Source organism: Natrononativus sp. DTA114 (genome assembly GCF_059736515.1).
This window is the reverse complement of record NZ_JCASSN010000003.1, coordinates 389,663-413,692: the sequence shown is the minus strand read 5'-3', so window position 1 is coordinate 413,692 and position 24,030 is coordinate 389,663. Positions and strand designations below refer to the sequence as shown.

Genomic DNA, 24,030 nt, shown 5'->3' with positions numbered 1-24,030 from the left:
CGCTTCCGTCGTCGGCTCACCCGACACGAGCGGCGGGGCTAAACCTCGTTTTACAGCCAAAAAACGCGTGTATTAGTGCTCGTTGCGGGGGTAGCATCCCCGTTTCGGGCGCAACTCCGCTCGCACGCTGCACTGGCTCCCGGAACCGGCTCCGGACTCACCATACCCCGTAGACAAACCACCAACTCACAATGACACACGACCTCGACCTCACCGGCGTCTTCCCGGCGATGTGTACGCCGTTCGACGCCGACGAACGAATCGACTTCGAAACGCTCCGCGCCGACGCACAGCGACTCGAGACGGCCGGTGTCGACGGCCTCGTCCCCGTCGGCTCCACCGGCGAGTCCGCCACCCTCACCCACGACGAACACGTCCGCGTCGTCGAGGCGGTCGTCGACGCGGTCTCGGACGTTCCCGTCATCGCCGGCACCGGCTCCAACAACACGCGAGAGGCGCTCGAACTCTCCGAACGCGCCGCCGACGCGGGCGCCGACGGCCTGCTCCTGATTTCGCCGTACTACAACAAGCCCGAACAGCGCGGCCTGCTCGAGCACTATCGGCGGCTCGCCGACGCCGTCGACGTCCCCCAGATCGTCTACAACGTCCCCTCGAGAACCGGCCAAACGATCGAACCCGACACGGTCGTCGCCCTCGCCGAACACGAGAACATCGCGGGCTACAAGGCCGCCGAAGGCGACCTCGGCGTTATCGGCGAGATCGTCGAGCGCACCGCCGACGCCGACTTTTCGGTGCTCTCGGGCGACGACGCGCTCACCCTGCCGATGCTCTCGGTGGGCGCGAGCGGGGCGATCAGCGTCGCCGCCAACGTCGAACCCGAGCGCACCGTCGCGATGGTCGGCGCCGCCCTCGAGGGCGACTACGAGCGCGCCCGCGCGATCCACCACGAACTCGGCCCGCTGATGCGGGAGCTGTTCGTCGAGACCAACCCGATCCCCGTGAAGGAGGCGATGGAAATCCGGGGCTACGGTCCCGCGAGGCTCCGCCCGCCGCTCTCGCGGCTCTCGGCGGAGTATCGCGAGGGGCTCGAGGCCGTCCTCGACGCGCTCGACGAGCCCTCGTCGGAGGCCGCGAACGTCCCCGCGGAGGGGGATCAGTAGATGGTACGGATCGGCGTCACCGGCGCCGCCGGGCGGATGGGACAGGAAGTGGTCGCTGCCGTTCGCGACCGCACAGACTGCGAGCTCGTCTTCGCGGTGAACCGCGCACCGACCGAGGACGTGGCCGAGGGCGTCGAACTCGAGTCGGCGGCGGAGTTCGAGCCGCTGGTGGGAGAGCGCAACCCCGACGCGGTGATCGATTTCACCGGTCCCGACTCCGCCGTCGGCTACGCCGAGACCTGTACGGACGCGGGCGTCGCGTTCGTGACTGGCACGACCGGCTTCGACGACGAGGGGCTCGAGCAACTACGGGCCGCCGCCGACGTCGCGCCCGTCCTCCACGCACCGAACTTCGCCCGCGGCGTGCAGGCGCTGGTGAACGTCGTCGGCGAGATCGTCCGGCAGGTGCCTGGCTACGACGTCGAACTGATCGAGACCCACCACGGCGGGAAGCGCGACGCTCCGAGCGGAACCGCAAACCGACTGCTCGCGGAGATCGAAGCGAACGGCGACTTTTCGGGACGCACCCACGGCCGCGAGGGCGACGACCCCCGAGAGAGGGGCGAGATCGGCGTCCACGCGGTTCGCGCCGGGAACGTCACGGGCGAACACGAGGTTCTGTTCGCCGGCAACGACGAGGAGATCCGGCTGACCCACCGCGCGGAGGACCGTGCGGTGTTCGCAGCCGGCGCGGTGGACGCCGCGGTCTGGCTCGCCGGCCGAGAGGCGGGCTGGTACGGGTTCGAGGAGGTAGTAGACGCATGAGTACGCTGGAAACCGACATCTCCGAACTGTGGAGCCGCTACGAAGCCGACGACGTCGACGCTGGCAGCGTCGGCGAGGACGACCTCGCGACCCTCGAGGCGTTTCTGGACGCCCTCGAGGCCGGCGAGATCCGCGCCGCCGAGTACCGAAACGGCGCCTGGGAGGCCAACGAGTGGGTCAAGCAGGGAATCCTGCTTAACTTCGGCCTGCGCCACACCGAGGCCCGCGAGTACGGCGGCGTCGCGTACAACGACGTGCTCCCGCTGGCCGACACCGCCGATTACGGCGGCCGCGGCTCCCGAAACACGCCCGACGGCACCGTCGTCCGGCGGGGCGCCCACGTCGGGTCGGACTGTATCCTGATGAGCCCAGCGTTCGTCAATATCGGGGCGTCCGTCGGCGACGGCACGCTCGTCGACTCCTGTGACACCGTCGGCTCCTGCGCCCAGATCGGACGCGGAGTGAAGCTGGGTGCGAACACGCTGATCGGCGGCGTGCTCGAGCCCGTCGAGTCCGCCCCGGTCGTCGTCGAGGACGGCGTCTCCCTGGGCGCCGGTTGCCGAGTCACCTCCGGGTTCGTCGTCGGCGAGGACAGCGTCGTCGGCGAGAACACCCTGCTGACGCCCCGGATTCCGGTGTACGACCTCGTCGAGGAGGAGGTCATCTACGGCGAACTCCCCGCCGAGCGGCGGGCGTTCACCCGGTTCGTCGAGTCCTCGATCGGCGACCACGACCTGTTCGATGGCGGCGCATACAAGCCCGCGGTCGTCGCGACGGCTCTCGAGGACCGCACCCTCGAAGCGACCGAACGCGAGGAGGTGCTCAGGTCGTGAGCGGAGACGACGAGAGCGGAGACGCGGACGTCCCGCCCGCCGCACGCGAGGGCGACAATCCGCCGGTCCGCCGGCTCGCCGACTGGAACGCCGCCGCCCTGCGCGAACTCGAGGCGGGCTACGGCTCCCCGCTGTACGTTCTCGACCTCGATCGAGTTCGGGAGAACTACGCCCGCCTCGAGGCGGCGTTCCCCGACGCGGAGATCATGTACGCGGTGAAAGCCAACGCGCTGGGCGATGCCCTCGAGACCCTGCTGGACGCGGGTACGGGGCTCGAATGTGCGTCCGCGGGGGAACTCGAACGGGCGCTGTCGGCCGCCGAGGCGGTTCCAGAAGGCCCCGACGGCGCAGGCGCGGACGGCTCCCGCGTCCACTACACGGCGGTCAACCCGCCGAGCAGGGACCTCGAGTACGCCGTCGAAGCCGCCGCTGAGTACCCCGAACTGACGATCACCGCGGGCGCCGACGATACGATCGATAGACTCGAGGAACGGGGCTACGACGGCCGGCTCTGTCTCCGCGTGAACCCCGGCGTCGGCGCCGGCCACCACGAGAAGGTGGAAACGGGCGCGACCGCGAAGTTCGGCGTCCCCGCAGAGCGCGCCGTCTCCGTCCTCGCCGACGCCGCCGACCGCGGGTTCGACGTCGTCGGAGTCCACGCCCACGTCGGCTCCGGCGTCTCCGTCGACCAGCTCGAGGCCCACCGGGAGTTCGTCTCGCGGATGGGCGAGCTCGCGCGAACCGTTTCGCGCGAAGTGGGCGAGCTCGAGTTCGTCGACGTCGGCGGGGGCTTCGGCGTCCCCTACAGCGACGACGAAGAGCCGCTGGAGCTCGAGGCCGTCGCGGAGGCGACTCGAACCGCTATCGGCGAGGTCGACGCCCGGTTGACGATCGAGCCCGGTCGCTACCTGGTCGCCGACGCGGGGGTGCTCCTGACCCGGGTGAACACCGTCAAGGAGGCCCGCGACACGCTCGCGGTCGGAACCGACGCCGGCATGACGACGCTGCTCCGGCCCGCGATGTACGATGCCGCCCACCCGATCCGGAACCTCGCCGACGACGCCGACGAACGAGAGACGACCCCCCAGACCGTCGCCGGCCCGATCTGCGAGAGTTCGGACGTCTTCTGTGAGAACCGGCCGCTCCCTCACAGCGAGCGAGGCGATGTCCTCGCGATCGGCAACGCGGGGGCCTACGGCTACGAGATGGCGAACCACTACAACTCCCGGCCCCGTCCCGCCTCCGTTGTCGCTGAGGACGGCGACGTTCGCCTCTCCCGCCTGCGGGAGACGGTAGCCGACGTCACGAGGCCGGAACGAACCGCACGAGAACCGACCGAGGGGGAAACGGGGGGAAACGCGCAACCGAGGATCGAACGACCATGAACGGACACGTACCATACGACAAGTACCACGGCACCGGCAACGACTTTCTGATAATCGACGCGACCGAACGCGTCCCCGACCGCGGCGCGCTCGCCGCCCGCGAGTGCGACCGCGAGGAGGGCGTGGGCGCCGACGGCGTCCTCTTTCTGGCCCTCGAGCCCCAGTTCACACCCCCGAGAGTCGTGATGACGCTGGTCCAGCCCGACGGCGGGACCGCGGCGATGTGTGGCAACGGCGCCCGGTGTGCGGCCGAGTGGGCGATGCGCCGTACCGGCAGCGACGCGGTGATGATCGACACCCAGGCGGGAACCCGCCGGGCGAGTCGGACCGACGACGGCGAGATCGCCGTCGAGATGGGGGCCCCGAGGTTCGAACCCGAACGGATCCCGGTCATCGCGAGCGACCCCGTTCTCGAGGAAGAGATCGAGGGCCTCGAGGTCAGCGCGGTCGACACCGGCGTTCCCCACGCGGTCGCGTTCGTCGAGGACGTTCCCGACGAGTTCTTCGAGTCGGGGGTCAGTCGGGTCGCACCCGACGCTATCGACGACGTGGACCTCGAGTCCGTCGCGCCGCCGATCCGCCACGCCGACCGGTTCCTCGACGGCGCCAACGTCAACCTGGCGAGCCCCGACGGCGAGGGCGGCTTCCGCCAGCGAACCTACGAGCGCGGCGTGGAAGGCGAGACCGACGCCTGCGGCACCGGCGCGGTCGCCATCGCCGCCGTCGCCCGTCGACTGGGGCTGGTCGAAACCGATTCGGTCGACCTTCGGCCACCCGGCGGCAACCTCCGAGTCGAGTTCAATTCCCGCGGGCGGGCCGTTCTGATCGGTCCCGTCGAACACGAGTTCGACGGCGAGGTTCGCTCGCTGCCGCCGCTGGTCGAATCGTGAGTCGATCCGAGGGGTTCGATCCGATCGCCTTCCTCGAGGCCGGCGTCCAACTCCCCTCCCACGAGAACATCGACCCGATGCGCGCGTTCCTGTGTGAAACCCTCGAGCGCCACGGCGTCGTCCCCGCAGTGGACGAGGCGGGAAACGTGGTGGCGACTCGAGGCGGCGGTTCGGACGGCGACGCCGACGTCGACGGCACCCACGTCCTCCTCAACACGCACATCGACACGGTGTCGCCCCACGTCCCCTTCGAGCGCGACGATTCCGCGTCGGTCATCCGCGGTCGCGGCTCCTGCGACGCGAAGGGGCCGCTCGCGGCGCTGCTCGCCGCCTTCCTCGCGGTCGACCCCGGCGAGGATCGGCTCACGCTCGCAGTGACACCCGACGAAGAGGTGCTCTCGACCGGCGCACACGCCCTGGTAACCGGTCCCGACTCGCCGGTCCGTCGCGCGGACGCGGTCGTCGTCGGCGAACCCACGAACCTCGACGTCTGCACCGCCGCGAAGGGGCGCTTCCAGGGGACGATTCATCTCGCGGGAGCGAACGCCCACGCGGCCGAACCGGAGTCGGGAACGAACGCCGTGTCGGCGCTCGCGCCGGTCCTACAGGCGCTCGAGACGTTCGACGACCGGGCGGACGCGTCGGTGCATCCGGATCTCGGGGCGGCGACGCTCACCCCGACGGTGGTCCGCGGCGGCGATGCGACCAACCAGGTCCCTGCGGACTGCGCCCTGACGATCGACCGGCGGAGCGTCCCGCCGGAGACGGCCGCCGTCTTCCGGGACTCGTTGCTCGCCCACCTCGAGGCGGCAGTCCCCGACGACGTGGACGTCGACTTTTCCTTTACCGAACGGGAGACGCCGTTTCTCGAGGCCTGGGCGACGGGCGCGGACGCCGAAATCGTCGACACCCTGGCGGCCGCCTCGGGTGGATCGATCCGGCCGTTCACCGCCGCGACGGAGGCCTCCTACTTCGCCGAGTACGCGCCGACGGTGGTCTTCGGGCCGGGCGTGCTGGCCGACGAAGAGGGTGCCGTCGCCCACGCACCGCGGGAGTACGTCAGAGAAGCGGACGTTCTCGGGGCGGGATCGGCGATAGAGCGAGCGCTCGAGGCCCTTTTTACCTAGCCGGGACCGAAAAGCGGCGAGCCGATTCAGTCCAGTTCGTCGACCAACTCGTCGGCGACGCCGGTGTACGTCGACGGCTCGAGCGCACGAAGCTCCTCGCGAACCTCGTCGCTCACCTCGAGGTCGTCGAACAGGTCGTAGAAGTCCGCGAGGGTGACCTCCCGCCCCCGCGTCAGATCCTTGACCCGCTCGTAGGCGTCCTCCTGGCCCTCGCGGCGGAGAATCGTCTGGACGGCTTCGCCGATGATCTCCGGGGTGTCCTCGAGTTCCGCGCGCATGACGTGTTCGTTGGGAACGACCTTCTCGAGGCCGGCGCTCGTCTTGCCGTAGCCGATGAGACAGTGGGCGAAAGCGGCACCGATGTTTCGCTTGACCGTCGAATCGGAGAGGTCGCGCTGGAGTCGGGAGGTGGTGACGTAGTCCGCCAGGAAGACGAGATCCGAGTTGGCCTTCGAGAGGTTCCCCTCGCTGTTCTCGAAGTCGATCGGGTTCACCTTGTGGGGCATCGTCGAGGAGCCGGTTTCGCCCGCGACGGTCTCCTGGCCGAGGTAGCGATCCGAGACGTAGAGCCAGACGTCCCGGTCGAGGTCGATCAGGACGTTGTTCGCGCCCCTGAAGGCGTCGAAGACCGCCGCGAGGTCGTCACAGGAGTTGACCTGCGTGGTGAGGGCTGAAAACTCGAGACCCAGCCCCGTGACGAACTCGCGGGCGAACGCCGGCCAGTCGACCTCGGGGTAGGCGGCGACGTGGGCGGCGTAGGTGCCGGAGGCGCCGCCGAGTTTCCCGCTGAGATCGTCGGTCGCCGTCCGAATCCGACCCGTCGCCCGGCCCAGTCGGGCGGCGTAGACGGCCATCTCCTTGCCGAACGTGGTCGGCGTCGCGGGCTGGCCGTGGGTTCGCGCGAGCATCGGAACCCCCCTGTGCTCGCGGGCCATCTCCGCGAGTTCGTCGCGCACGTCGTACAGCGCGGGCAGGAGCACCTCGTCGACGGCGCCGACGAGGAGGAGTCGGTGGGCGAGGTTGTTCACGTCCTCGCTCGTCAGCCCGAAGTGGATCCACGCCGACGCCTCGCTTTCCTCGGGCAGGCGGTGGCGAACGAAGTACTCGACGGCTTTGACGTCGTGATTCGTCGCCTCGAACCCTTCGTGGCCCGACACCTCGAGTTTCTTGATCAGCGCGGCGTCGTCGGCGTCGAACGCCTCGTAGAGCCCGCGGAGGTGGTCGCGGTCGGCGTCGTCGATCGACAGCGGCGTCGCCCCGAGGTCGGCGAGCGCGAGCAGGTACTCGACTTCGACGCGGACGCGAGCGCGCATCAGCGCGGCCTCGCTGGCGTACGGCGCCAGCGGCTCCGTTCGTCGGCCGTACCGGCCGTCGAGCGGCGAGACGCAGTACAGTGAGTCTGTCATGTGCGAGGGTGCTCGAGCGGAGGAGAAAAGCGTGTCGGAACGTCAACCCACAGGCGTGCACATCGTCCAGTCATAGAACGGCAGAACTCGGCAAGTTGATACACGGTTGTGGATATATCCTCGCTCGAGACCGCAACCACTTTCTCCCTCGCGGGCGCGGGGTCGATTATGACGAGACTCGCCGGACTGGCCGGAAACCGCGGACGAAACCTGCTGAACATCGACGCGCGCGAACCGGGCGGCGCGGAACTCGGCGTCGTCCTGACGACCGATCCCGACGCGCCGGTGCTCGAAGCCGCCGCCGACCGCGGGGTTCCGACCGAGGTCGTCCCGCTCGCCGAGGGAACGAGTCGCCGGGAGCACGAACGCGCGGTCAACGACGCCCTCGCCGACTACGAGTACGACCTCGTCTGTCTCGACGGCTACATGCGCATCCTCTCGGACACGTTTCTCGACGCCCAGCCGACGACCCTGAACGTCCACCCGTCGCTGCTGCCGGCCTTTCCCGGCATGGACGCCTGGGGTGACGCCCTCGAGGCGGGCGTCTCGGTGACGGGCTGTACGGTCCACGTCGTCACGGACGCGACCGACGACGACGGCGAGGTGGTCGAGGCGGAGGTCGACATGGGGCCGATCGTCACCCAGGAACCGGTGCCGGTGTACGAGGGCGACGACGAGGCGAGCCTCAAGGAGCGCGTGCTCTACGAGGGCGAGTTCCGGGCGTACCCGCGAGCGGTGAAGTGGGTCGCTACGGGCGCAGCCGAGATCGACCGTGCGAGCGGAGAGGTCGCGGTCGTCGCCGATCGGGCGGACGACGGCGGCCTGGCCGCCCGGCGGCTGACCTCGAGCGATCGTCTCGACACCCTCCGTTACGGCGAGAACCCTCACCAGGACGCCGCGGTGTACGTCGACTACGCCTGCGAGGAAGCCAGCGTCGTCGGCGCCGACCAGTTGAACGAGGGAGCCAAAGCGCTGTCGTACAACAACTACAACGACGCCGACGGCGCCCTGAACCTGATCAAGGAGTTCGACCGCCCCGCCGCCGCGGTGATCAAACACACCAATCCGGCGGGCTGTGCGACGGCCGACTCGCTCGCCGACGCCTACGACCGGGCGCTGTCGACCGATCCCATGAGCGCTTTCGGCGGTATCGTCGCCCTCAACCGGGAGTGCGACGCCGCGAGCGCCGAATCGATCGTCGACTCGTTCAAGGAAGTCGTCGTCGCCCCGGGGTACAGCGACGGGGCGCTCGAGGTCCTCCGTGAAAAGGAGAACCTGCGCGTGCTCGCGGTGGGCGACCTCGACGGGAGGCCACAGCGGTTCACCGAAAAACCGCTCGTCGGCGGCCGCCTCGTCCAGGAGCGCGACAGCCAGTCGCTTTCGGTCGACGACCTCGAGGTCGTCACCGACCGCGAGCCAACCCCCGAGCAACTGGAATCGATGGTGTTCGCCTGGCAGACGCTGAAACACGTCAAGTCCAACGGGATACTCTTCGCGAAAGGCACCGAGACGGTCGGCATCGGGATGGGGCAGGTGTCGCGGGTCGACGCCGTCCGACTGGCGGCGATGAAAGCCGACGAGCACGCGGAGGGGAAGTCCGCCGAGGGTGCGGTGATGGCTTCGGACGCCTTCTTCCCGTTCCCGGACGGGATCGACGAGGCCGCCAAAGCCGGCATCGAAGCCGTCGTCCAGCCAGGTGGTTCGGTCAACGACGACGACGTGATCCAGGCGGCGAACGACCACGAAATGGCGATGGCGTTTACGGGTCAGCGGTCTTTCAGACACGATTGAGCGAAGGCCTGTCTGAAACTCGAAAGAAGAGCGAAGCGAGTCTTTCGTTGGTTTAGACACGACTGAGAGCCGGCAGCGCGTGAAACGAGCGAACGACTTTTGATCCGGATTTTTACGAGAGCGGTGAACGAGCGCAGCGAGGCGGCGAAACCGCCTCGGAACGCGAACGGCGCGGCCGTGAGCAGCGAGTGGACCCGAGGCGAAAAAGGTGGATGTCGTGATAGCGTTTACGGCCCAGCGGAGTTTTCGGCACGACCGAGCGCCAGGGACTCCCCCTGCGTGGTCGCTACTTCGGCGCGAAGCCGAACTCGAACTCGAGTCTGCCCTCGGTGCTCACCGTCACGCCGCCAAGTTCGTCAGAGAGCTGCGTGCGCGCCTCGGAGCTGGGCTCGACGGTGGCCGAGACGCTGTTGTTGTTCGCGTTGTAGGAAATGTTGCCGACGACGACGTCGAACTCGAAGAACTCGGGGAGTTCGGTTCTGAGGAGGGTTCGAACCTCGTCGAGTTCCGACTGGACGTCTCCCATCTCGCTGTTGAGGTCAGTCATACGGTACCATAGCAGACGAGCGGCAATAACCGTTCGTCACGGGCGCCTGAGCAGGCGCCACAGCCTGCTGGTCGTGGGCTGGTGTCGCTTCGCCATGAGCACCGCACCCGACGCCTCGCGGCTGATGGTCTCGGGAACGTCGCCGACGAGGACCCGGCGGAGCAGTCCGCTCTCGGCCGCCCCGATTATGGTCACGTCGTGTTCGGCGGTCCGCTCGAGCACCGTCTCGACGACCGGTCCCGTGAGCACCGTCTCCGTGACCGAGGAGACCGCGCCGAGGGCGGTCGACGTCTCGGTGAGCAGCGTCCGAGCGTCGGCGATCGTCTCCTCGTCGGTGTCAGGAACTACCGTCAGCAGTTCGATCTCCGCGTCGTGCGCCCGCGCCAGCGCGCCGGCGACCGTCGCGGCGTACTCGGTGTTCGGCCCGCCCGCAACCGGGACGAGCACCGACGAGATCGTCCCCGGGTCGCGGTCGATCCGCTTGACGAGCACGTCGCAGGGGGCGTCCGAGAGCACCTCGTCGATGTAGCTCCCGAGGACGATCTCCCGGCGTCGCGGTCGACCCCGCCAGCCGAGCAGGATCGTCTCGGCGTCCTCGCTCTCGGCGACGCTGACGATACCCGTTGCGACGCCGCGGCCGAAGCGAACGCGACCAGTGGCTGAAACGCCCGCTTCGCGCGCCCGTTCGACGGCGTCCCGGACAACTGCCTCCGACTCCTCAACGTCGAAGTTCGCCCGCGCGTGCTCCAGGGCCAACTGTGGCGGAACGGTGACGACGGTCAGGACGAGGATCTCGAGGTCGCGGTCGCGGGCAAGGTCGATCGCGGTGTCCAGCAATCGGTCGGTCGTTTCGGGGTTTGCAACGGGGACGAGTAGACGGTCGTCGGGCATTCGTCGATCACCAGAGATACGCGAACCGGGACCGTAAACGTTCCCGACGGGTGACTGGTCCGCTCGCAAACTCAAATTTGCGTTTGACCTTGGATAAGTGTCATGTGTGCGTAGAGAGTACGACAAGTATGAACAGACGACACGTGCTGATCGCATCGGGCGTCGGCGCCGTCACTGCACTGGCTGGCTGCGTCGGGAGCGCGTTCACCGACGGCGGCGACGAGGAGTCGATCGGCGGCGCACCCGACGGCGAGAACGGGCGGACGATCGAAGTGAGCGCGAGCGGCACCGCCGAAACCGAACCCAACCGGGCGGTCGCGACCGTCGGCGTTGAAGCACGCGGAGACACCGCAGACGAGGTGCGAGACGACCTCGCCGAGGGCGCCGACCGCCTCCGGGAGACGTTCGCCGATCTCGAGATCCCCGAGGAGAACGTCCAGACCAGCCGGTACAACATCCGCGAGCGCCGCCAGGGAACGGGGTTCGAGGGGAGTCACGCGTTTTCGATCGAGGTCGACGACGTCGACCGCGTCGGCGAGATCATCGACGCGGCGGTCGACGCCGGCGCGGACGACGTCGGTCGGGTGAACTTCACCCTGCAACCGGAGACGCGGGAGGCGCTTCGCAACGAGGCGCTCGACGACGCGCTGGCGAACGCCGACGCGGAGGCCGAACACATCGCGGCGAACCGCGGCGTCGAGATTACAGGAACCCGGTCCGTCTCGACCAGCGACGTCAGCGTCAGCCCGGTTCGGTACGACGCCGCCTACGACACCGCCGCTGACGACGCGGAAGCGAGCACCGACATCGAATCCGGGCCGGTGAGCGTGACCGCGACGGTGACGGTGGTGTACGGCTTCTCGGGCTGAGCGCTCACTCGTACTCCTGAGCGACGAACGCCTCGTAAAATTCATCGGTGAGGTGATGGCGCTCCCACGCTCGACGGTCGGTCTCAGTGATCAGCGCCGTCCACACCGTCAGCAAGACGGTGAACGCTCCGAATCCCGGAACGACGGCGATCAGCGTCGTCACCAGCGGCTCGAGGACGAACAGTCCGACGAACCGCGAGACGACCGCCGTCGTGTCGATCCCGAACAGCGCCCACCGCGCGAGGTGTGGCGTAACGGTGACGATCAGGAGGGGGTACGCGATGGCGTTCAACACGGGGCCGCCGTAGCCGCGGACGAACGCCAGCGAGAAGTACGACCACACCACCACGGCGCCGACCGCGCCGCCCAGGCGCTGCTGGTCGATGCTCGTCTCGAGTCCGAGCGCCGAGAGGTCGCCGTAGACGACCGCGACGGCACCGAAGTATCCGACCACGAAGACCAGCAGACCACCGACGACGGTGAGGACGTGCGCAAGGCGGGACTGGTGGTCGAACGCGGCCAGCCCGAGCGGGACCTTCATCGTCTCGAGTCGACGGCCGACCGGCTGTTCAAGGTTGCGAGTCGTCCGTAGAAGCTGCCGCCCCGATCAGTCGTCAGCGGGGATGGCTCGAGGGCGGCGAGACCGAGAAGGGGCCATTTCGAGAACGTCGTCGAAGAAGCCGAGGGTGTCCTGTGGGCCGGGGTTGGCCTCGGGGTGGTACTGGCGGGTGAGAACGTCGTAGTCGGTGCCGTCGAGGCCTTCGGGGGTGTCGTCGTTGACGTTCACCTGAGAGACCTCGAGGTGGTCGCCCGGATCGGCGACCGTGTAACCGTGGTTCTGGGTGGTCATGACGACCCGGTCCGACTCGAGGTCGAGGACGGGCTGGTTGACGCCGCGGTGGCCGAAGGCCATCTTCTCGGTGGTGCCGCCGAGTGCGCGGGCGACGATCTGCTGGCCGAGACAGATGCCGGCGACGGGAATCTCCTCGACGAATGTCTCGACGAGCGAGACGGCCTCGTCGTAGTTTTTCGGATCGCCGGGGCCGTTCGAAACGAACAGCACGTCGGGATCGATCCCCTCGACCTTCGCCGGGGGCGTGTCGTGTGGCAGGACGTGGACCGTCGCGTCGCGGTCGACCAGCGAGTCGACGATCGAGCCCTTGACGCCGCAGTCGATCAGCGCGACGTCGGGGCCGTCGTTTTCGGCGCCGTAGGTGGCGGGTTCGGAGACGCTGACCTGCTCGCCGATCTCGGTGTGGTCGCTCATGGCGACGCAGCGCTCGAGTTCGGCGCGGGCGTCGTCGGGCGTGGCGTTCTCGCCGACGGCGATGCCGCACTTCATCGCGCCGCCCTCGCGGACGTCGGTGACGACGTCCCGCGTGTCGAGGTGGTCGACGGCGGGGACGCCTTCGTCGGTGAGCCATTCTGCGACGTCGTCTGTCAGTTCGCGGGCGAGCACCGCTCGGGGGTGAACGCGGTCGGACTCGAAGCGTTCGTCACGGACGCCGTAATTACCGATCAGCGGGTACGAAAAGGTCAAGACCTGCTCCTCGTAAGAAGGATCGGTCAGGCTCTCCTCGTAGCCCGTGTACGCCGTCGTGAAAACCAGTTCCCCACGAGCCGTTCCCGGAGCGCGACCACGCCCCTCGAGTACGTGGCCGCTCTCCAGCGCTACGTAGGCCGGTGTCATTACGAACAACGTATTCAATCGACGGTCATAAGTGTTGTCTTCGAAGCCAGGTTACGAAATTCGTAACGACCAAGTAGACGTCAGCCGAACTATCGGATCTCTATGGACGAGTTGGACCGACGCATCCTGAACATTCTCCGGCGGGACGCCCGCACGCCCTACACCGAGATCGCGACCGAAGTTGGGACGAGCGAGGGGACGGTCAGAAACCGCGTCGAGCGGATGACCGAGGAGGACGTCATCGAGCGCTTCACCGTCGCCACCCGCACCGGGAACGTCAAGGCGATGCTCGAGATCAGCGTCGCCGTCGACGTCGACACCGCGAACGTCTCCGAGCGGATGGCCGAGTGGGAGGAGGTCGACTTCGTCTGGATGGTCTCCGGCGAGCAGGACATCGTCCTCGTCGTCGACGCCGCCGACACCCGCGGCGTAAACGAACTCATCACGCAGGCGCGCGAGCAGGACGAGGTCGTGAGCACGAAAACCCGGCTGATCCTCGACGAGGAACTGGGCTGACTCGCGGCGCCAGAACGGGATCGGCGGCGCACCGCTCGCCGATCAGTCCGCATCGGCGTCATCACCCTCCGGCTCGCCCGGCGGTCGCCCGACGCCCGGCGACGGCTCTGCGAGGATGCTGTTGGAGTGTTTTCGAGCGTGTAACGCGCGGTAGCCTCGCCGAAGGAGGCGGTCGAACGGCCGCCTCGAGACGCGGACCTCGACCCGGCCGTCCCGGATCGCCGCGACGACCGACGCGGGCGTGAGTTCGTCGGCGTCGACCAGCGTGTACGCCCGCCCGACCTCGAAGGGATAGTGAGCGTCGCTCCCCCCGACCAGCGGCAGCCCACGCTCGTCTGCGAGGCGCTCGACCAGCGGCCGCGTGCGGGGGTGTTTGCCGTTGATCTCGATCGCGTCGAAGGAGAGGTCGGCCAGTTCGGACACCGTACTGTTTCGAAACGGGTGAGCGACGATAGCGGCGCAACCCCGGTCGTGAGCCATCTCGACGACCTCCATGGGGGTGTACTCGAGCGGGACGGTCTCCGCCGGCGGGTCGGGGCCGACGACGAGAACGTGGCCGTGGGTCGTCGACACTTCGATACCGGGAATCGTCGTAATCCGATCGGAGTCGAACGCAGTCGCGTAGTCGTGGTTCGTCGTCGCGACCCCGTCGAGACCGCGGGTCGCGGCCGCTTCGGCGAGCAAACGGAATCCGATCGGATCGAACCGATCGCCGAGACGGCGGTGGCCGTGAAAGAATCGAGTGTGAGTATGTACGTCGACGGCGAACATACCTTGAGAGAGAACGCCCGAACGTTTTGGTCTTCTCCCGCCTATGGTTGGTATGGACCGGACCGGGGACGGCGACCGCGTGCTGATATGTAACCCAACGAGCGGGAGCGAGGATCACGCGGATCGCGTGATCGCGCTCGCGCGCGAACACGGCTTTGTCACCCGGCTGACCGCCGGGGAGGGGGACGCGACGCAGTTCGCCCGCGAGGCCGTCGAGTCGGGAGCGACGTTGGTCGCCGCTGCCGGCGGCGACGGCACCGTAAACGAGGTCGTCAACGGCCTCCGCGAGGGAAACGGTCTCGAACAGGCGGCGCTCGCGGTCGTTCCCGCTGGGACGGGGAACAACTTCGCGTCGAACCTCGGGATCGACGACGTCGAGGCCGCCTTCGAGGCGATCGAACGCGACGAGCGGCGAACGATCGATCTCGGACTGGCCGACGACCGGGCGTTCGTCAACTCCTGTGTCGGCGGCGTCACGGCCGAGGCGAGCGGCGCGACGACCTCTGAAGAGAAACGGGCGCTGGGCGTGCTCGCCTACGTTCGTGAAACGCTCGAGGCGGCGGCCGCGTTCGACCCCCTCCCGTTACGCGTTGCCCTCACCGACGAGCACACCGGCGAGGACGGGGAGACGTGGGCCGGCGAAGCGCTGTTCGTCCTCGTCGGGAACGCCCGCCGGTTTTCGAACACGCGGCAAGCACAGGCGAACGTCGAGGACGGCCGCTTCGAAGTGACGATCGTCGAGCGCGCACCCACGGTCGACCTGGTCGGCGAAGCCGCTCTCGAGCGGCTGTTCGGCCGGGATGCCGACCACATCGTTCGTCGCCGCGTTCCCTCCCTCTCCGTCGAAAGTCTCGGACAGCAGCCGGTCGAGTACAGCCTCGACGGCGAGATGCTCGAGACGGCGACACTTTCACTCGAAACCGTTCCCCGCCGGCTCGCCGTCGTCGTCGGTGACGCGTACGAGCCGGACCCGGACGTTGCGGGTGTCGGCGAACCCTGGTGAGGCGCTGGAGTCGATACTGGTTTGAAGGACCTGACCGATTGTGAGAGTATGAGCAGCTCAGAGGGCGAGTCCCTACCGCACAAAAACGCCCGACAGGACGTGATCGCGGTCGACGAATCCGACACCGAACTCGACGTCGTCAACCGCCTCGAGGCTCACACCGGCGACGGCGTTCGCCACCGCGCGTTCACCTCGCTCGTCTTCGACCGCGACGATAACATCCTGCTGGCCCAGCGCGCGCCCGAGAAGCGGCTCTGGGGCTCCTACTGGGACGGCACCGTCGCCTCCCACCCGGTCCAGGGACAGAGCCAGGAGGAGGCCACCCGCGAGCGCCTCGAGGAAGAACTCGGTATCACCCCCGATCAGTACGACGACCTGCGGGTGACCGACCGCTTCGAGTACAAACGCTACTTCGAGAACGAGGGCGTCGAACACGAGGTGTGTGCGGTCCTCAAGCTCACCCTCGAGGAGACGACCCTCGAACCGGACGAGGCAGAGGTCGCCGGGCTACTGTGGGCGCCCTACGAACGCCTGCACAGCCACCCAGAGTGGTACCGCCAGCTCCGCCTCTGTCCCTGGTTCGAAATCGCGATGCGCCGGGACGTCCGATAGATCACCGGCGGTTCGTCACCGCGTTTGATTTACCTCGGGTTACGACCCGTGTTAACACGGGGCAACAGTTATTACTGCCACCCACGTAGCGTCGCTCGAGGGCCGACAGAATTCGGCCCGAACCCGATATGAGTTCCCCACCACAGGAGACGCGAACGCTCGACGTCGACCTCTCGAGAGAACAGCGGTGGCTCGTCCACTACGTGCTCACCACGCGAGCCGACGACGCGATCGACGACCGGACAAAGCCGCCGGCCTGGCTTCTCACGTCGTTCGACGTGATCGAGGCCGACGAGGAAACGCTGACCGTACGACAGGCTCGAGAGCTCAGAGCTGCGGTGGCGGGGTACGCGAACGCGGCGGACGCGCCGGCGGAGGACGTCCCGGTCGCAGCGGCCGTCATCGACCGCCTCGACGCCGCCCTCGACTCCCTTTAGGGACGGGTCGTCGCCCAGACGGCCGTCAGCGCCAGGACCAGGGCCGGAAACAGCGGCAGGATCAACAGCGCCACCCAGTAGTTGAGGGTAGGCGGCCACAGCAAAATGGCGAGCGGCGCGACGATGAACGCGAGCACGATCGCCCCCACGAGCACCCAGCCGCGCCACCCGAACTCGCGGTCGCCCGCTTCCGGGTGGATCGGCTCGCGGAGCCACTCGTCGTCGGACTCCTCCTCCTTCCGCTCGTCCCCGTCGAATGCCGCGGGATCGTGGACGTAGCCGCGGTCGTCGCTCGAGGTCACGTACGGGAGTTACGAACCGGAGGGCAAAGCCCTCACGGTTCGGTTCGCCGTCTCGAACGGGAGTGGCTCGAGTCCGTGATTTGCAAAGTCTCCCTGCAAACGTACCTTTTTACTGCGGGTCCTCGCTCCCTACGGTCGCTCGAACCGCTTGCAAAAATCTACGCTAAAAAGGCCGCTCGCTCCCGCTGGTCGCTCGCGGGTGCAGCGCTTGATGCTCTTCCGCAGCGTTACCTGCACCGCCTGTACTGAGCGCGTGTTTCACATCCGTTTCGAGCGGAATAATCGTTTCCTGCGGGCTCTCACTCGAGTTCGCTATCGGGCCGCACCACGACCTTCCCAAAGCCCTCGCGTCCCTCGAGCATCTCGTGGGCGCGGGCGGACTCGCTCATCGGGAGCACGTCCCGGATCGCGGGCTCGAAGGTGCCGTCCCAGACGAGTTCCATCACGTCGTCGACCTGCCCGGGGGTCGCCATCGTCGAGCCGATGATCGAGAGCTGATTCCAGAAGATTCGCGGGATGTCGGTTTCGGGGTTCGGGCCGGCGGTCCCCCCGCAGGTGACCAGCCGCCCGCCCTTCGCGAGGCTGCGGATCGAGTCCCGCCAGGTGCCGGCGCCGATGTAGTCGACGACGATGTCGACGCCGCGTTTGTCCGTCTCCGCGCGGACCCAGTCGGCGAACTCCTCCTCCTCGTAGTTGACGACGTGGTCCGCCCCGTGCTCCTCGGCGTAGGCGAGTTTCTCCTCGCTGCTGCCGGTCGCGTACACCTCCGCGCCCGCGTAATCCGCGATCTGGAGCGCCGCGTGGCCGACGCCGCCGCTTGCACCCAGCACCAGCACCTTCTCGCCGGCGGTGAGATCCGCTCGGTCGATCAGCATCCGCCAGGCGGTCTGGAAAACGAGGGTGGAAGAGCCGGCGGTCACCCAGTCGACCCCGTCGGGGACGGGGATCAGGTTCGCCTCCGGAACGGCGGCGTACTCGGCGTGGACGCCGGGGACGTGCTCGCCGATGACGTGGTAGTTGACACAGAGCGGCGCCTGCCCGTCGCGACAGAACTCACACTCCCCGCAGTGAACCCCCGCCGAGAGAGCGACCCGGTCACCGACAGCAAAGCGGGTAACGTCCGCGCCAACCTCGGTCACGACGCCCGCCCCGTCGCTGCCCGGAACGTGGGGCATCTCGAGGTCGAGAATCGGGAGCCCGCGGCGCACCCAGACGTCGAGGTGGTTGAGTGCGCCGGCTTTCACGTCGACCAGCACCTCGTCGGGACCGATCTCGGGGTCGGGGTGCTCGCCGTACTCGAGAACTGACGGATCGCCGTGTTCGGTGACGTGGACAGCCTGCATACGCGGGCCAACGGGGAGACACACCAAAACGATGGTGAAAGACCGACAGTCGACGCCACGTATTTCGACCCGGTCGCGGCGTCCCGGCGCCAGCCGACTCAGTTGACGGGTGAGCGTTTTACTGTCCGGATGGAAAACGACTCGTATGGTCGAGAGCTCGACGAACGGAGCCGAGAACGGGGACCGAGCAGAGAGGAACGAGGTTCCGGTCGCAGTCGTCCGAATCGGATCGGACGGCCCACTCGAGGACGACGAAGTCGCCCAGAAGATAATCGCCTCGCTCGAGGGCGCCGGCCACGGAATCGCAGTGCGCGAGCTAATCGCCGGCGACTACGACAACGTCCAGGGGGAGATTTCGCGACTCGTCGATCGGGACGACGTCGAACTCGTCGTGACAGCCGGCGGAACCGGCGTTACACCGACGGACGCGACGCTCGAAGCGGTCGACCCGCTGCTGGACAAGGAGCTACCGGCGTTTCTCGACCTGTTTCACACGTTGTGCTACGAGGAACTCGGCGTCGGCGTCGTTAGCAGCCGTGCACTGGCGGGTATCGCCGGCGGCGTTCCGATCTTCTGCCTGCCGGACGACACGCGCGCGACGCTGCTCGCGATCGAGGAGATCATCGCTCCCGAGGCCTACCGGCTGACGACGCTGGCGAACGGCGACGACTGACGCCGACGGCGGCTCAGACGGTTCGTGTGACGGAAAACGCCAGCAGGGAGATACTGGCGAGCATAACCAGTCCGCCGACGACCGCAACCGTCGTCAGTCCACCCAGAAAGATCCCGACGATGAGGACGACGGCACCGACGGCGAGTCCGACGAGCGGCGCGCCGAACGCGACCGTTTCGCGGTTCATGGGCGGAGTCCACCTCGAGGATGTATAAGTATGATACGTGTACACTGACATCACACCGTACACTCGCCGAAATCGCCCCGAACCCGTATCCCTATCCAGCACCATCGGTGGTGTAGAATGTCGGACCCAGACGATCACGGGCGGAGGCGAGACCGGCCGGAAACCGACTCGAGTTACGGTATTCCGGCCGACCGCGAGGGACTGCTTCCCTGGTCGACCGTCACAGACCGCATGCAGGCCGAACGGACCTTCTGGGTGACGACCACCCGTCCCGACGACGCGCCACACGCCCGCCCCACCTGGGGCGTCTGGCTCGAAAAGCGGTTTCACTGCGGTGGCGGCGACCGCACGCGCTGGGTTCGAAACCTCGAGCGAAACCCCGCGATCACCGTCCACACCGAGGACGGGGAGTCGGTCGTGATCGTCGAGGGCGTCGCAGAGAAACTCACCGCGGAGACGGCGAACGGCGAGTACCTCGAGCGGATCGACGACCGCTACGAGGAGAAATACGATATCCGCCACGGCACACCCGTCTTTGCCGTCAATCCGACGACCGTCTTCGCCTGGACCGAGTATCCGACCGATGCGACGCGCTGGCGGTTCGAGCCGACATACGAAGCCTGAACTCGGTCGCCTTCGAAGTCGGCGTATGGAGAAACAGGACCTGCGCGAGCGCGTCTGGGACGACCTCGAGGAGTCCGGCGTCGCCCGATTTCCGTTCCCGCCACACGGACGCATTCCCAACTTCGCCGGGGCGACGGATGCCGCCGACAGACTGGCCGAGCAACCCGAGTGGCAGGCTGCGAAGACGATCAAGGCAAACCCCGACGCCCCGCAGCTTCCCGTTCGCCGGCGAGCGCTGCGCGAGGGAAAGACGGTGTACATGGCGGTGCCGCGGCTCCGGGATCAGGACTGTTTCCTCAGGCTAGATCCCGACGAGGTGGCGGATATCGACGAGGCGACGACGGTCTCTGGGTCGTCGAAACACGGCGTCCAGGTCGGTCCCGATGCGGTTTCGGGGATCGATCTGATCGTCTCCGGCAGCGTCGCCGTCGGCGAGAACGGCGGCCGAATCGGCAAGGGCGAAGGGTACAGCGACCTCGAGTACGCAATCCTGCGGGAACTCGACCTCGTCGACGACGAGACGCCGGTCGTAACGACGGTTCACGACCGGCAGGTCGTCGACCGCGTCGAAACCGACGCCCACGACGTGGCGCTGTCGCTCGTTGTCACGCCCGAGCGCGTCGTTCGACCCGAAGCGGGCGAACGCCCCGACGGAATCGACTGGTCGCTGCTCGAGGAGGAGCGACTCGAGGAAATTCCGGTTCTGGAGACGCTACAGCCGTAGCTCCGGGAAATCGGTGAACGAGCGTCGAGCGGCGCCGCCGCTCGGCGGTCAGGTACGAAATCCGCTACGATCCCGGGGAGGGTGAGGCCCCGAGATCTAAGCCACCGCGGCGGCGGCGTGAGCCGGTGCAGTGGGCCCACGTCGCCGGGGTGCGCGATGTGGCAATGGTGGGGGAAGGGTGCTGTGGTGGGGTTGCTGGAAGTCACGGGATCGACATAGGCGTGGGGTGCCTGACGGTGGTACCCGTCGACCTCCATCCTTTCGTACCGGGGGGAACTACTTGAACGGGGGAGACGCTACACTCCCTTATTCCGGATTCCGTTTCACTTTACTCCAGTTCAACCCACCGAAAACGGCACGGAGATAGTTCACGGCGGCAGCTTCTCGAGAGCGGCGAAAAACCTACAAACAATCCGACAGCGTCAGTCGACCAGTTCCTCGGCGACGATCTCCGGGTCGACCAGCCGCGGATCGACCGCGAGGTCGAGCTGGCCGCGAACGAACTCCGGAACCGTGTCGCGGGCGTAGACGATCGTCCTGAGTTCGTCGGTGAGATCGCGGGCAATCGGAATCGTCGTCGCCTCCGCGACGTCGGTGAGGACGTAGAGGTCGGCGTCGACGATCCCCGCTTCCTCGAGGATAGGTCGAGAGAGGACGCCCGTGAGCCGCGTCACGTCGACCCCTGCAGCCTCGAGCGCGTCCGCGATGCCGTCCTCGTCCGGACCGGCGACGATAGCCTGCATGGTCACTCGTACTCGATGGTCGCGGGCGGTTTGTGGGTGACGTCGTAGACGACGCGGGCGACAGTCTCGTTCTCCCCGGTGATACGAGACTGGATGCGCTGGAGGGTCTCCCAGTCGATCTCCTGGGCGCGGGCGGTCATCCCGTCGCGGGAGTCGACCGACCGAACCGAGACCACCCAGCCGTGAACGCGGTTGTCGCCCTTGACGCCGGTCGCCTTGCCGATCACGGCGGCCAGCGCCTGCCAGGGGTCGTACTCCTCGAGTTCGTCCTCGACGACGTGACACGCCTCGCGAGCCACCGTGAGCTTCTCGTCCGTCACCTCGCCGATGACGCGAACGGCGAGTCCGGGACCAGGGAACGGCATCCGCTCGGCCACCAGATCGTCCAGACCGAGGTGGCGAGCGACCTCGCGGACCTCGTCCTTGTAGAGGTCGCGGACGGGTTCGACGATCCCCTCGAAGTCGACCACGTCGGGAAGCCCCCCCACGTTGTGGTGGGACTTGATTCCGCCCTCGCTCTCGATGCGGTCGGGGTAGATCGTCCCCTGGACGAGGTAGTCGGCGTCCGCATCGCGTGCTTCGCGCTCGAACTCGCGGATGAACTGCTCGCCGATCACCGCTCGCTTCTCCTCGGGGTCGGTGACGCCGGAAAGCGCGTCGAGGAACCGCTCTTTCGCGTCGACGACCCGCAGCGACTCCATGTAGTCGAACGTCTCGCGGATCTGGGCCGTCTCACCCTTGCGCATCAGGCCGGTGTCGACGTAGACGGGCGTCAGACGGTCGCCGATGGCCTCGTAAGCCAGCGCGGCGGCCACCGAGGAGTCGACGCCGCCCGATAGCGCGATGACGGCGTTGGCGTCGCCGATTTCGTCTTCGATCTCTTCGACTGCGTCCGGAACGAACGTGTTCGTCGTAACCATTAGTAGGTGACCTCAGTTTCTTCGTGTTCTGCGCGGGCGCTCTCGGCCGCGTCGGTCCCCTCGAGTACCGACTCGAGCAAGCCGACGAACGGCGGGCTGGGACGGCCGGGCCGGGAGCGGTACTCGGGGTGGAACTGCGTGCCGAAAAAGAAGGGATGGTCCTCGAGTTCGAGGATCTCCATCCGGTTGCCCGCCGTCCCCGAGAACACCATCGACTCCTCGGCGAAGGCGTCGAAGTACTCCGGGTTGACCTCGTAGCGGTGGCGGTGCCGTTCCGTACAGGAGGTGTCCCCGTAGATCTCGTGGGCCAGCGTTCCCGGCTCGATCTCGGTTTCGTGGGCGCCCAGGCGCATCGTGCCGCCCATATCCTCGACCTCGTACTGCTCGGGAAGGATGTCGATCACCGGGTGTGCGGTTTCGGATTCCATCTCCGCGGAGTGGGCGCCCTCGAGTCCCAGCACGTTCCGGGCGTACTCGACGACGGCCATCTGGAAGCCGAGACAGAGACCGAGGAACGGGACGTCGTTCTCGCGGGCGTACCGCACCGCGTCGATCTTCCCCTGGGTGCCGCGCATGCCGAAGCCGCCCGGAACGACGATCCCGTCGGCGGTCTCGAGTCGCGCCTCGTGGTCGGCGTTCATCTCGTCGGCGTCCACCCAGCGGACGTTCACGTCGACGCCGAGTTCGAAGCCGGCGTGTTTCAGCGACTCGTGGATCGACATGTAGGCGTCCTCCAGGTCGTACTTGCCGACGAGTGCGATGTCGACGCTGCCCTCCTTCTCGGAGGTGACGACCTCGCGCCACTCGTTGGCCCGTTCGCCGGCGGGCAGCGCAGCCTCCTCGAGTTCGAACCGCTCCAGGACGTACTGATCCAGCCCCTCCTCCTCGACGACGAGCGGGACGTGGTAGACGTCCTCGACGTCGGGGTTCGAGAACACCGCCTCCGTGGGGATGTCACAGAACAGCGCGATCTTCTCTTTCGTCTCCGGCTCGAGTTCGTCGTCACAGCGGCCGACGATCACGTCGGGCTGGAGGCCGATCGAGCGGACCTCCTTGACGCTGTGTTGCGTGGGTTTGGTCTTCTGCTCGCCGTTTTTCGAGTACGGAACCAGGGTGACGTGGGCGAACAGCACGTTCTCCTCGGGTTCCTCGTGGGCGAACTGGCGCAGCGCCTCGAGGTAGGGCATCCCCTCGATGTCACCCACGGTGCCGCCGACTTCGACGATACAGACGTCGGTTCCCTCGGCGGCCTCGCGGATGCGCCGTTTGATGTCGTCGGTGATGTGGGGGATGATCTGGACCGTCTTACCCAGGTAGTCGCCCGCTCGCTCCTTCTCGATGACGTGCTGGTAGGTCTTCCCCGTCGTGACGTTGTGGTCGGAGGTCATGTCGATGTCGAGGAACCGCTCGTAGTTCCCCAGGTCGAGGTCGACCTCGCCGCCGTCTTTGAGCACGTACACCTCCCCGTGCTGGTAGGGGTTCATCGTGCCCGCGTCGACGTTGAGATACGGGTCGATCTTCACCGCGGTCACGTCGAACCCGGCGTTTTTCAGGAGTCGGCCGGTGCTCGCGGCCGTAATCCCCTTGCCCAGCCCCGACATAACCCCGCCGGTGACGAAGATGAACTTGTTCCCCAGCGAGGGATCATAATGAGTGTCCGGTTCCGTCGGCATACCGACTGTCCGTGTGAACGGTTGAAAACCATTTCGGGACCGGCCGGGCTTCGACACGGAGTGTCAGTATCGCCAGGAGACGATACGGAGCCGAAGGAGATCTCGACCTCCCGAAGCGACGGGCTGTTAGCCTGTCCGTAAAACCGTCAAATCCGTATCCTTTTAGCATCCCCCGCCGCGTACTGTC

General features: G+C 67.4%; 27 protein-coding genes. 15 read left to right on the top strand and 12 right to left on the bottom strand.

Going from position 1 to position 24,030, the window contains the following annotated elements; all coding sequences use genetic code 11:
* The first annotated feature begins 191 nt into the window (after positions 1–191).
* Genes dapA through AC6I6S_RS12100 form a run of 6 tightly spaced genes read left to right on the top strand, consistent with a single transcriptional unit; the run spans position 192 to position 6,121 of the window.
* Entirely contained in the window at positions 192–1,121 is a 930-nt protein-coding gene (dapA, locus tag AC6I6S_RS12125; protein WP_497950415.1) for a 4-hydroxy-tetrahydrodipicolinate synthase, read from the top strand.
* Complete coding sequence (gene dapB / locus AC6I6S_RS12120; protein WP_497950414.1) at positions 1,122–1,886, top strand: 4-hydroxy-tetrahydrodipicolinate reductase; 765 nt, start codon at positions 1,122–1,124, stop codon at positions 1,884–1,886.
* Complete coding sequence (locus tag AC6I6S_RS12115; RefSeq protein ID WP_497950412.1) at positions 1,883–2,719, top strand: 2,3,4,5-tetrahydropyridine-2,6-dicarboxylate N-succinyltransferase; 837 nt, start codon at positions 1,883–1,885, stop codon at positions 2,717–2,719. Before dapB ends, AC6I6S_RS12115 begins: the two co-directional genes overlap by 4 nt.
* On the top strand, positions 2,716–4,104 hold the full coding sequence (lysA, locus tag AC6I6S_RS12110) for a diaminopimelate decarboxylase (protein ID WP_497950411.1): 1,389 nt from the start codon (positions 2,716–2,718) through the stop codon (positions 4,102–4,104). Before AC6I6S_RS12115 ends, lysA begins: the two co-directional genes overlap by 4 nt.
* Complete coding sequence (gene dapF, locus AC6I6S_RS12105; protein WP_497950410.1) at positions 4,101–4,994, top strand: diaminopimelate epimerase; 894 nt, start codon at positions 4,101–4,103, stop codon at positions 4,992–4,994. The genes lysA and dapF overlap by 4 nt, the downstream gene beginning before the upstream one ends.
* The gene (locus tag AC6I6S_RS12100; RefSeq protein WP_497950409.1) at positions 4,991–6,121 is read left to right on the top strand and encodes a M20 family metallopeptidase; all 1,131 of its coding nucleotides are present in this window, start codon (positions 4,991–4,993) and stop codon (positions 6,119–6,121) included. Before dapF ends, AC6I6S_RS12100 begins: the two co-directional genes overlap by 4 nt.
* Before the next feature lie 26 nt (positions 6,122–6,147).
* Here the strand turns inward: AC6I6S_RS12100 and purB are convergent, their stop codons facing one another.
* A complete protein-coding gene (gene purB, locus AC6I6S_RS12095; protein WP_497950407.1) occupies positions 6,148–7,527 on the bottom strand; it encodes an adenylosuccinate lyase in 1,380 nt (459 codons plus the stop codon).
* A gap of 168 nt (positions 7,528–7,695) precedes the next feature.
* On the opposite strand from purB, the gene AC6I6S_RS12090 reads away from it, so the two are divergent.
* Entirely contained in the window at positions 7,696–9,318 is a 1,623-nt protein-coding gene (locus AC6I6S_RS12090; RefSeq protein WP_497950405.1) for a formyltransferase family protein, read from the top strand.
* Positions 9,319–9,604: 286 nt separating this feature from the next.
* Here AC6I6S_RS12090 and AC6I6S_RS12085 read toward each other — a convergent pair whose 3' ends face one another.
* Together AC6I6S_RS12085 and AC6I6S_RS12080 are read right to left on the bottom strand one after the other, a co-directional pair.
* Positions 9,605–9,865 (bottom strand): hypothetical protein, encoded by a 261-nt coding sequence (locus AC6I6S_RS12085; protein WP_497950404.1) that lies wholly within the window; start codon positions 9,863–9,865, stop codon positions 9,605–9,607.
* 36 nt (positions 9,866–9,901) lie between these two features.
* The gene (locus tag AC6I6S_RS12080) at positions 9,902–10,756 is read right to left on the bottom strand and encodes a universal stress protein (protein WP_497950403.1); all 855 of its coding nucleotides are present in this window, start codon (positions 10,754–10,756) and stop codon (positions 9,902–9,904) included.
* Between the two features lie 128 nt (positions 10,757–10,884).
* Here AC6I6S_RS12080 and AC6I6S_RS12075 point away from each other — a divergent pair, with 128 nt between their 5' ends.
* Positions 10,885–11,625 carry an SIMPL domain-containing protein gene (locus AC6I6S_RS12075; protein WP_497950401.1) on the top strand — a complete coding sequence of 247 codons (741 nt, stop codon included), beginning with the start codon at positions 10,885–10,887 and terminating at the stop codon, positions 11,623–11,625.
* Positions 11,626–11,629: 4 nt separating this feature from the next.
* On the opposite strand, the gene AC6I6S_RS12070 is transcribed toward AC6I6S_RS12075, so the two are convergent.
* Together AC6I6S_RS12070 and carA are read right to left on the bottom strand one after the other, a co-directional pair.
* The gene (locus tag AC6I6S_RS12070; RefSeq protein ID WP_497950400.1) at positions 11,630–12,166 is read right to left on the bottom strand and encodes a hypothetical protein; all 537 of its coding nucleotides are present in this window, start codon (positions 12,164–12,166) and stop codon (positions 11,630–11,632) included.
* A gap of 66 nt (positions 12,167–12,232) precedes the next feature.
* Positions 12,233–13,315, bottom strand: coding sequence for a glutamine-hydrolyzing carbamoyl-phosphate synthase small subunit (carA, locus tag AC6I6S_RS12065; protein ID WP_497950399.1), 1,083 nt, complete (start codon positions 13,313–13,315; stop codon positions 12,233–12,235).
* Positions 13,316–13,417: 102 nt separating this feature from the next.
* Between carA and AC6I6S_RS12060 the strand changes: the two genes are divergently transcribed.
* Entirely contained in the window at positions 13,418–13,831 is a 414-nt protein-coding gene (locus AC6I6S_RS12060) for an Lrp/AsnC family transcriptional regulator (RefSeq protein ID WP_497950397.1), read from the top strand.
* 42 nt (positions 13,832–13,873) lie between these two features.
* Here the strand turns inward: AC6I6S_RS12060 and AC6I6S_RS12055 are convergent, their stop codons facing one another.
* Entirely contained in the window at positions 13,874–14,602 is a 729-nt protein-coding gene (locus tag AC6I6S_RS12055) for a PHP-associated domain-containing protein (RefSeq protein ID WP_497950396.1), read from the bottom strand.
* 52 nt (positions 14,603–14,654) lie between these two features.
* Between AC6I6S_RS12055 and AC6I6S_RS12050 the strand changes: the two genes are divergently transcribed.
* The 3 genes from AC6I6S_RS12050 to AC6I6S_RS12040 all read left to right on the top strand — a co-directional run bounded on the left by AC6I6S_RS12050 (position 14,655) and on the right by AC6I6S_RS12040 (position 16,654).
* Positions 14,655–15,605 (top strand): diacylglycerol/lipid kinase family protein, encoded by a 951-nt coding sequence (locus tag AC6I6S_RS12050; protein ID WP_497950395.1) that lies wholly within the window; start codon positions 14,655–14,657, stop codon positions 15,603–15,605.
* A 48-nt stretch (positions 15,606–15,653) separates the two neighbouring features.
* Complete coding sequence (locus tag AC6I6S_RS12045; RefSeq protein WP_497950393.1) at positions 15,654–16,217, top strand: NUDIX hydrolase; 564 nt, start codon at positions 15,654–15,656, stop codon at positions 16,215–16,217.
* Positions 16,218–16,345: 128 nt separating this feature from the next.
* Positions 16,346–16,654 carry a DUF7853 family protein gene (locus AC6I6S_RS12040; RefSeq protein WP_497950392.1) on the top strand — a complete coding sequence of 103 codons (309 nt, stop codon included), beginning with the start codon at positions 16,346–16,348 and terminating at the stop codon, positions 16,652–16,654.
* Here AC6I6S_RS12040 and AC6I6S_RS12035 read toward each other — a convergent pair.
* On the bottom strand, positions 16,651–16,956 hold the full coding sequence (locus AC6I6S_RS12035) for a DUF7977 family protein (RefSeq protein WP_497950390.1): 306 nt from the start codon (positions 16,954–16,956) through the stop codon (positions 16,651–16,653). The genes AC6I6S_RS12040 and AC6I6S_RS12035 overlap by 4 nt on opposite strands.
* 299 nt (positions 16,957–17,255) lie before the next feature.
* Positions 17,256–18,299 (bottom strand): zinc-binding dehydrogenase, encoded by a 1,044-nt coding sequence (locus AC6I6S_RS12030; RefSeq protein ID WP_497950389.1) that lies wholly within the window; start codon positions 18,297–18,299, stop codon positions 17,256–17,258.
* Between the two features lie 145 nt (positions 18,300–18,444).
* Between AC6I6S_RS12030 and AC6I6S_RS12025 the strand changes: the two genes are divergently transcribed.
* A complete protein-coding gene (locus AC6I6S_RS12025; protein ID WP_497950388.1) occupies positions 18,445–18,972 on the top strand; it encodes a MogA/MoaB family molybdenum cofactor biosynthesis protein in 528 nt (175 codons plus the stop codon).
* Positions 18,973–18,985: 13 nt separating this feature from the next.
* Here AC6I6S_RS12025 and AC6I6S_RS12020 read toward each other — a convergent pair whose 3' ends face one another.
* The gene (locus AC6I6S_RS12020) at positions 18,986–19,159 is read right to left on the bottom strand and encodes a hypothetical protein (RefSeq protein ID WP_497950386.1); all 174 of its coding nucleotides are present in this window, start codon (positions 19,157–19,159) and stop codon (positions 18,986–18,988) included.
* Positions 19,160–19,276: 117 nt separating this feature from the next.
* Here AC6I6S_RS12020 and AC6I6S_RS12015 point away from each other — a divergent pair, with 117 nt between their 5' ends.
* On the top strand, positions 19,277–19,783 hold the full coding sequence (locus AC6I6S_RS12015) for a pyridoxamine 5'-phosphate oxidase family protein (RefSeq protein WP_497950385.1): 507 nt from the start codon (positions 19,277–19,279) through the stop codon (positions 19,781–19,783).
* Between the two features lie 25 nt (positions 19,784–19,808).
* Complete coding sequence (locus AC6I6S_RS12010) at positions 19,809–20,507, top strand: 5-formyltetrahydrofolate cyclo-ligase (RefSeq protein ID WP_497950383.1); 699 nt, start codon at positions 19,809–19,811, stop codon at positions 20,505–20,507.
* Positions 20,508–20,929: 422 nt separating this feature from the next.
* Here the strand turns inward: AC6I6S_RS12010 and AC6I6S_RS12005 are convergent, their stop codons facing one another.
* From AC6I6S_RS12005 to pyrG, 3 genes are read right to left on the bottom strand one after another with little or no spacing between them, the layout of a single operon-like run.
* The gene (locus AC6I6S_RS12005) at positions 20,930–21,250 is read right to left on the bottom strand and encodes a DUF7126 family protein (RefSeq protein WP_497950381.1); all 321 of its coding nucleotides are present in this window, start codon (positions 21,248–21,250) and stop codon (positions 20,930–20,932) included.
* 2 nt (positions 21,251–21,252) lie between these two features.
* Positions 21,253–22,170 (bottom strand): glutamine-hydrolyzing GMP synthase, encoded by a 918-nt coding sequence (guaA, locus tag AC6I6S_RS12000; RefSeq protein ID WP_497950380.1) that lies wholly within the window; start codon positions 22,168–22,170, stop codon positions 21,253–21,255.
* Positions 22,170–23,843, bottom strand: coding sequence for a glutamine hydrolyzing CTP synthase (gene pyrG, locus AC6I6S_RS11995; protein WP_497950378.1), 1,674 nt, complete (start codon positions 23,841–23,843; stop codon positions 22,170–22,172). The genes guaA and pyrG overlap by 1 nt, the downstream gene beginning before the upstream one ends.
* Positions 23,844–24,030 lie beyond the last annotated feature (187 nt).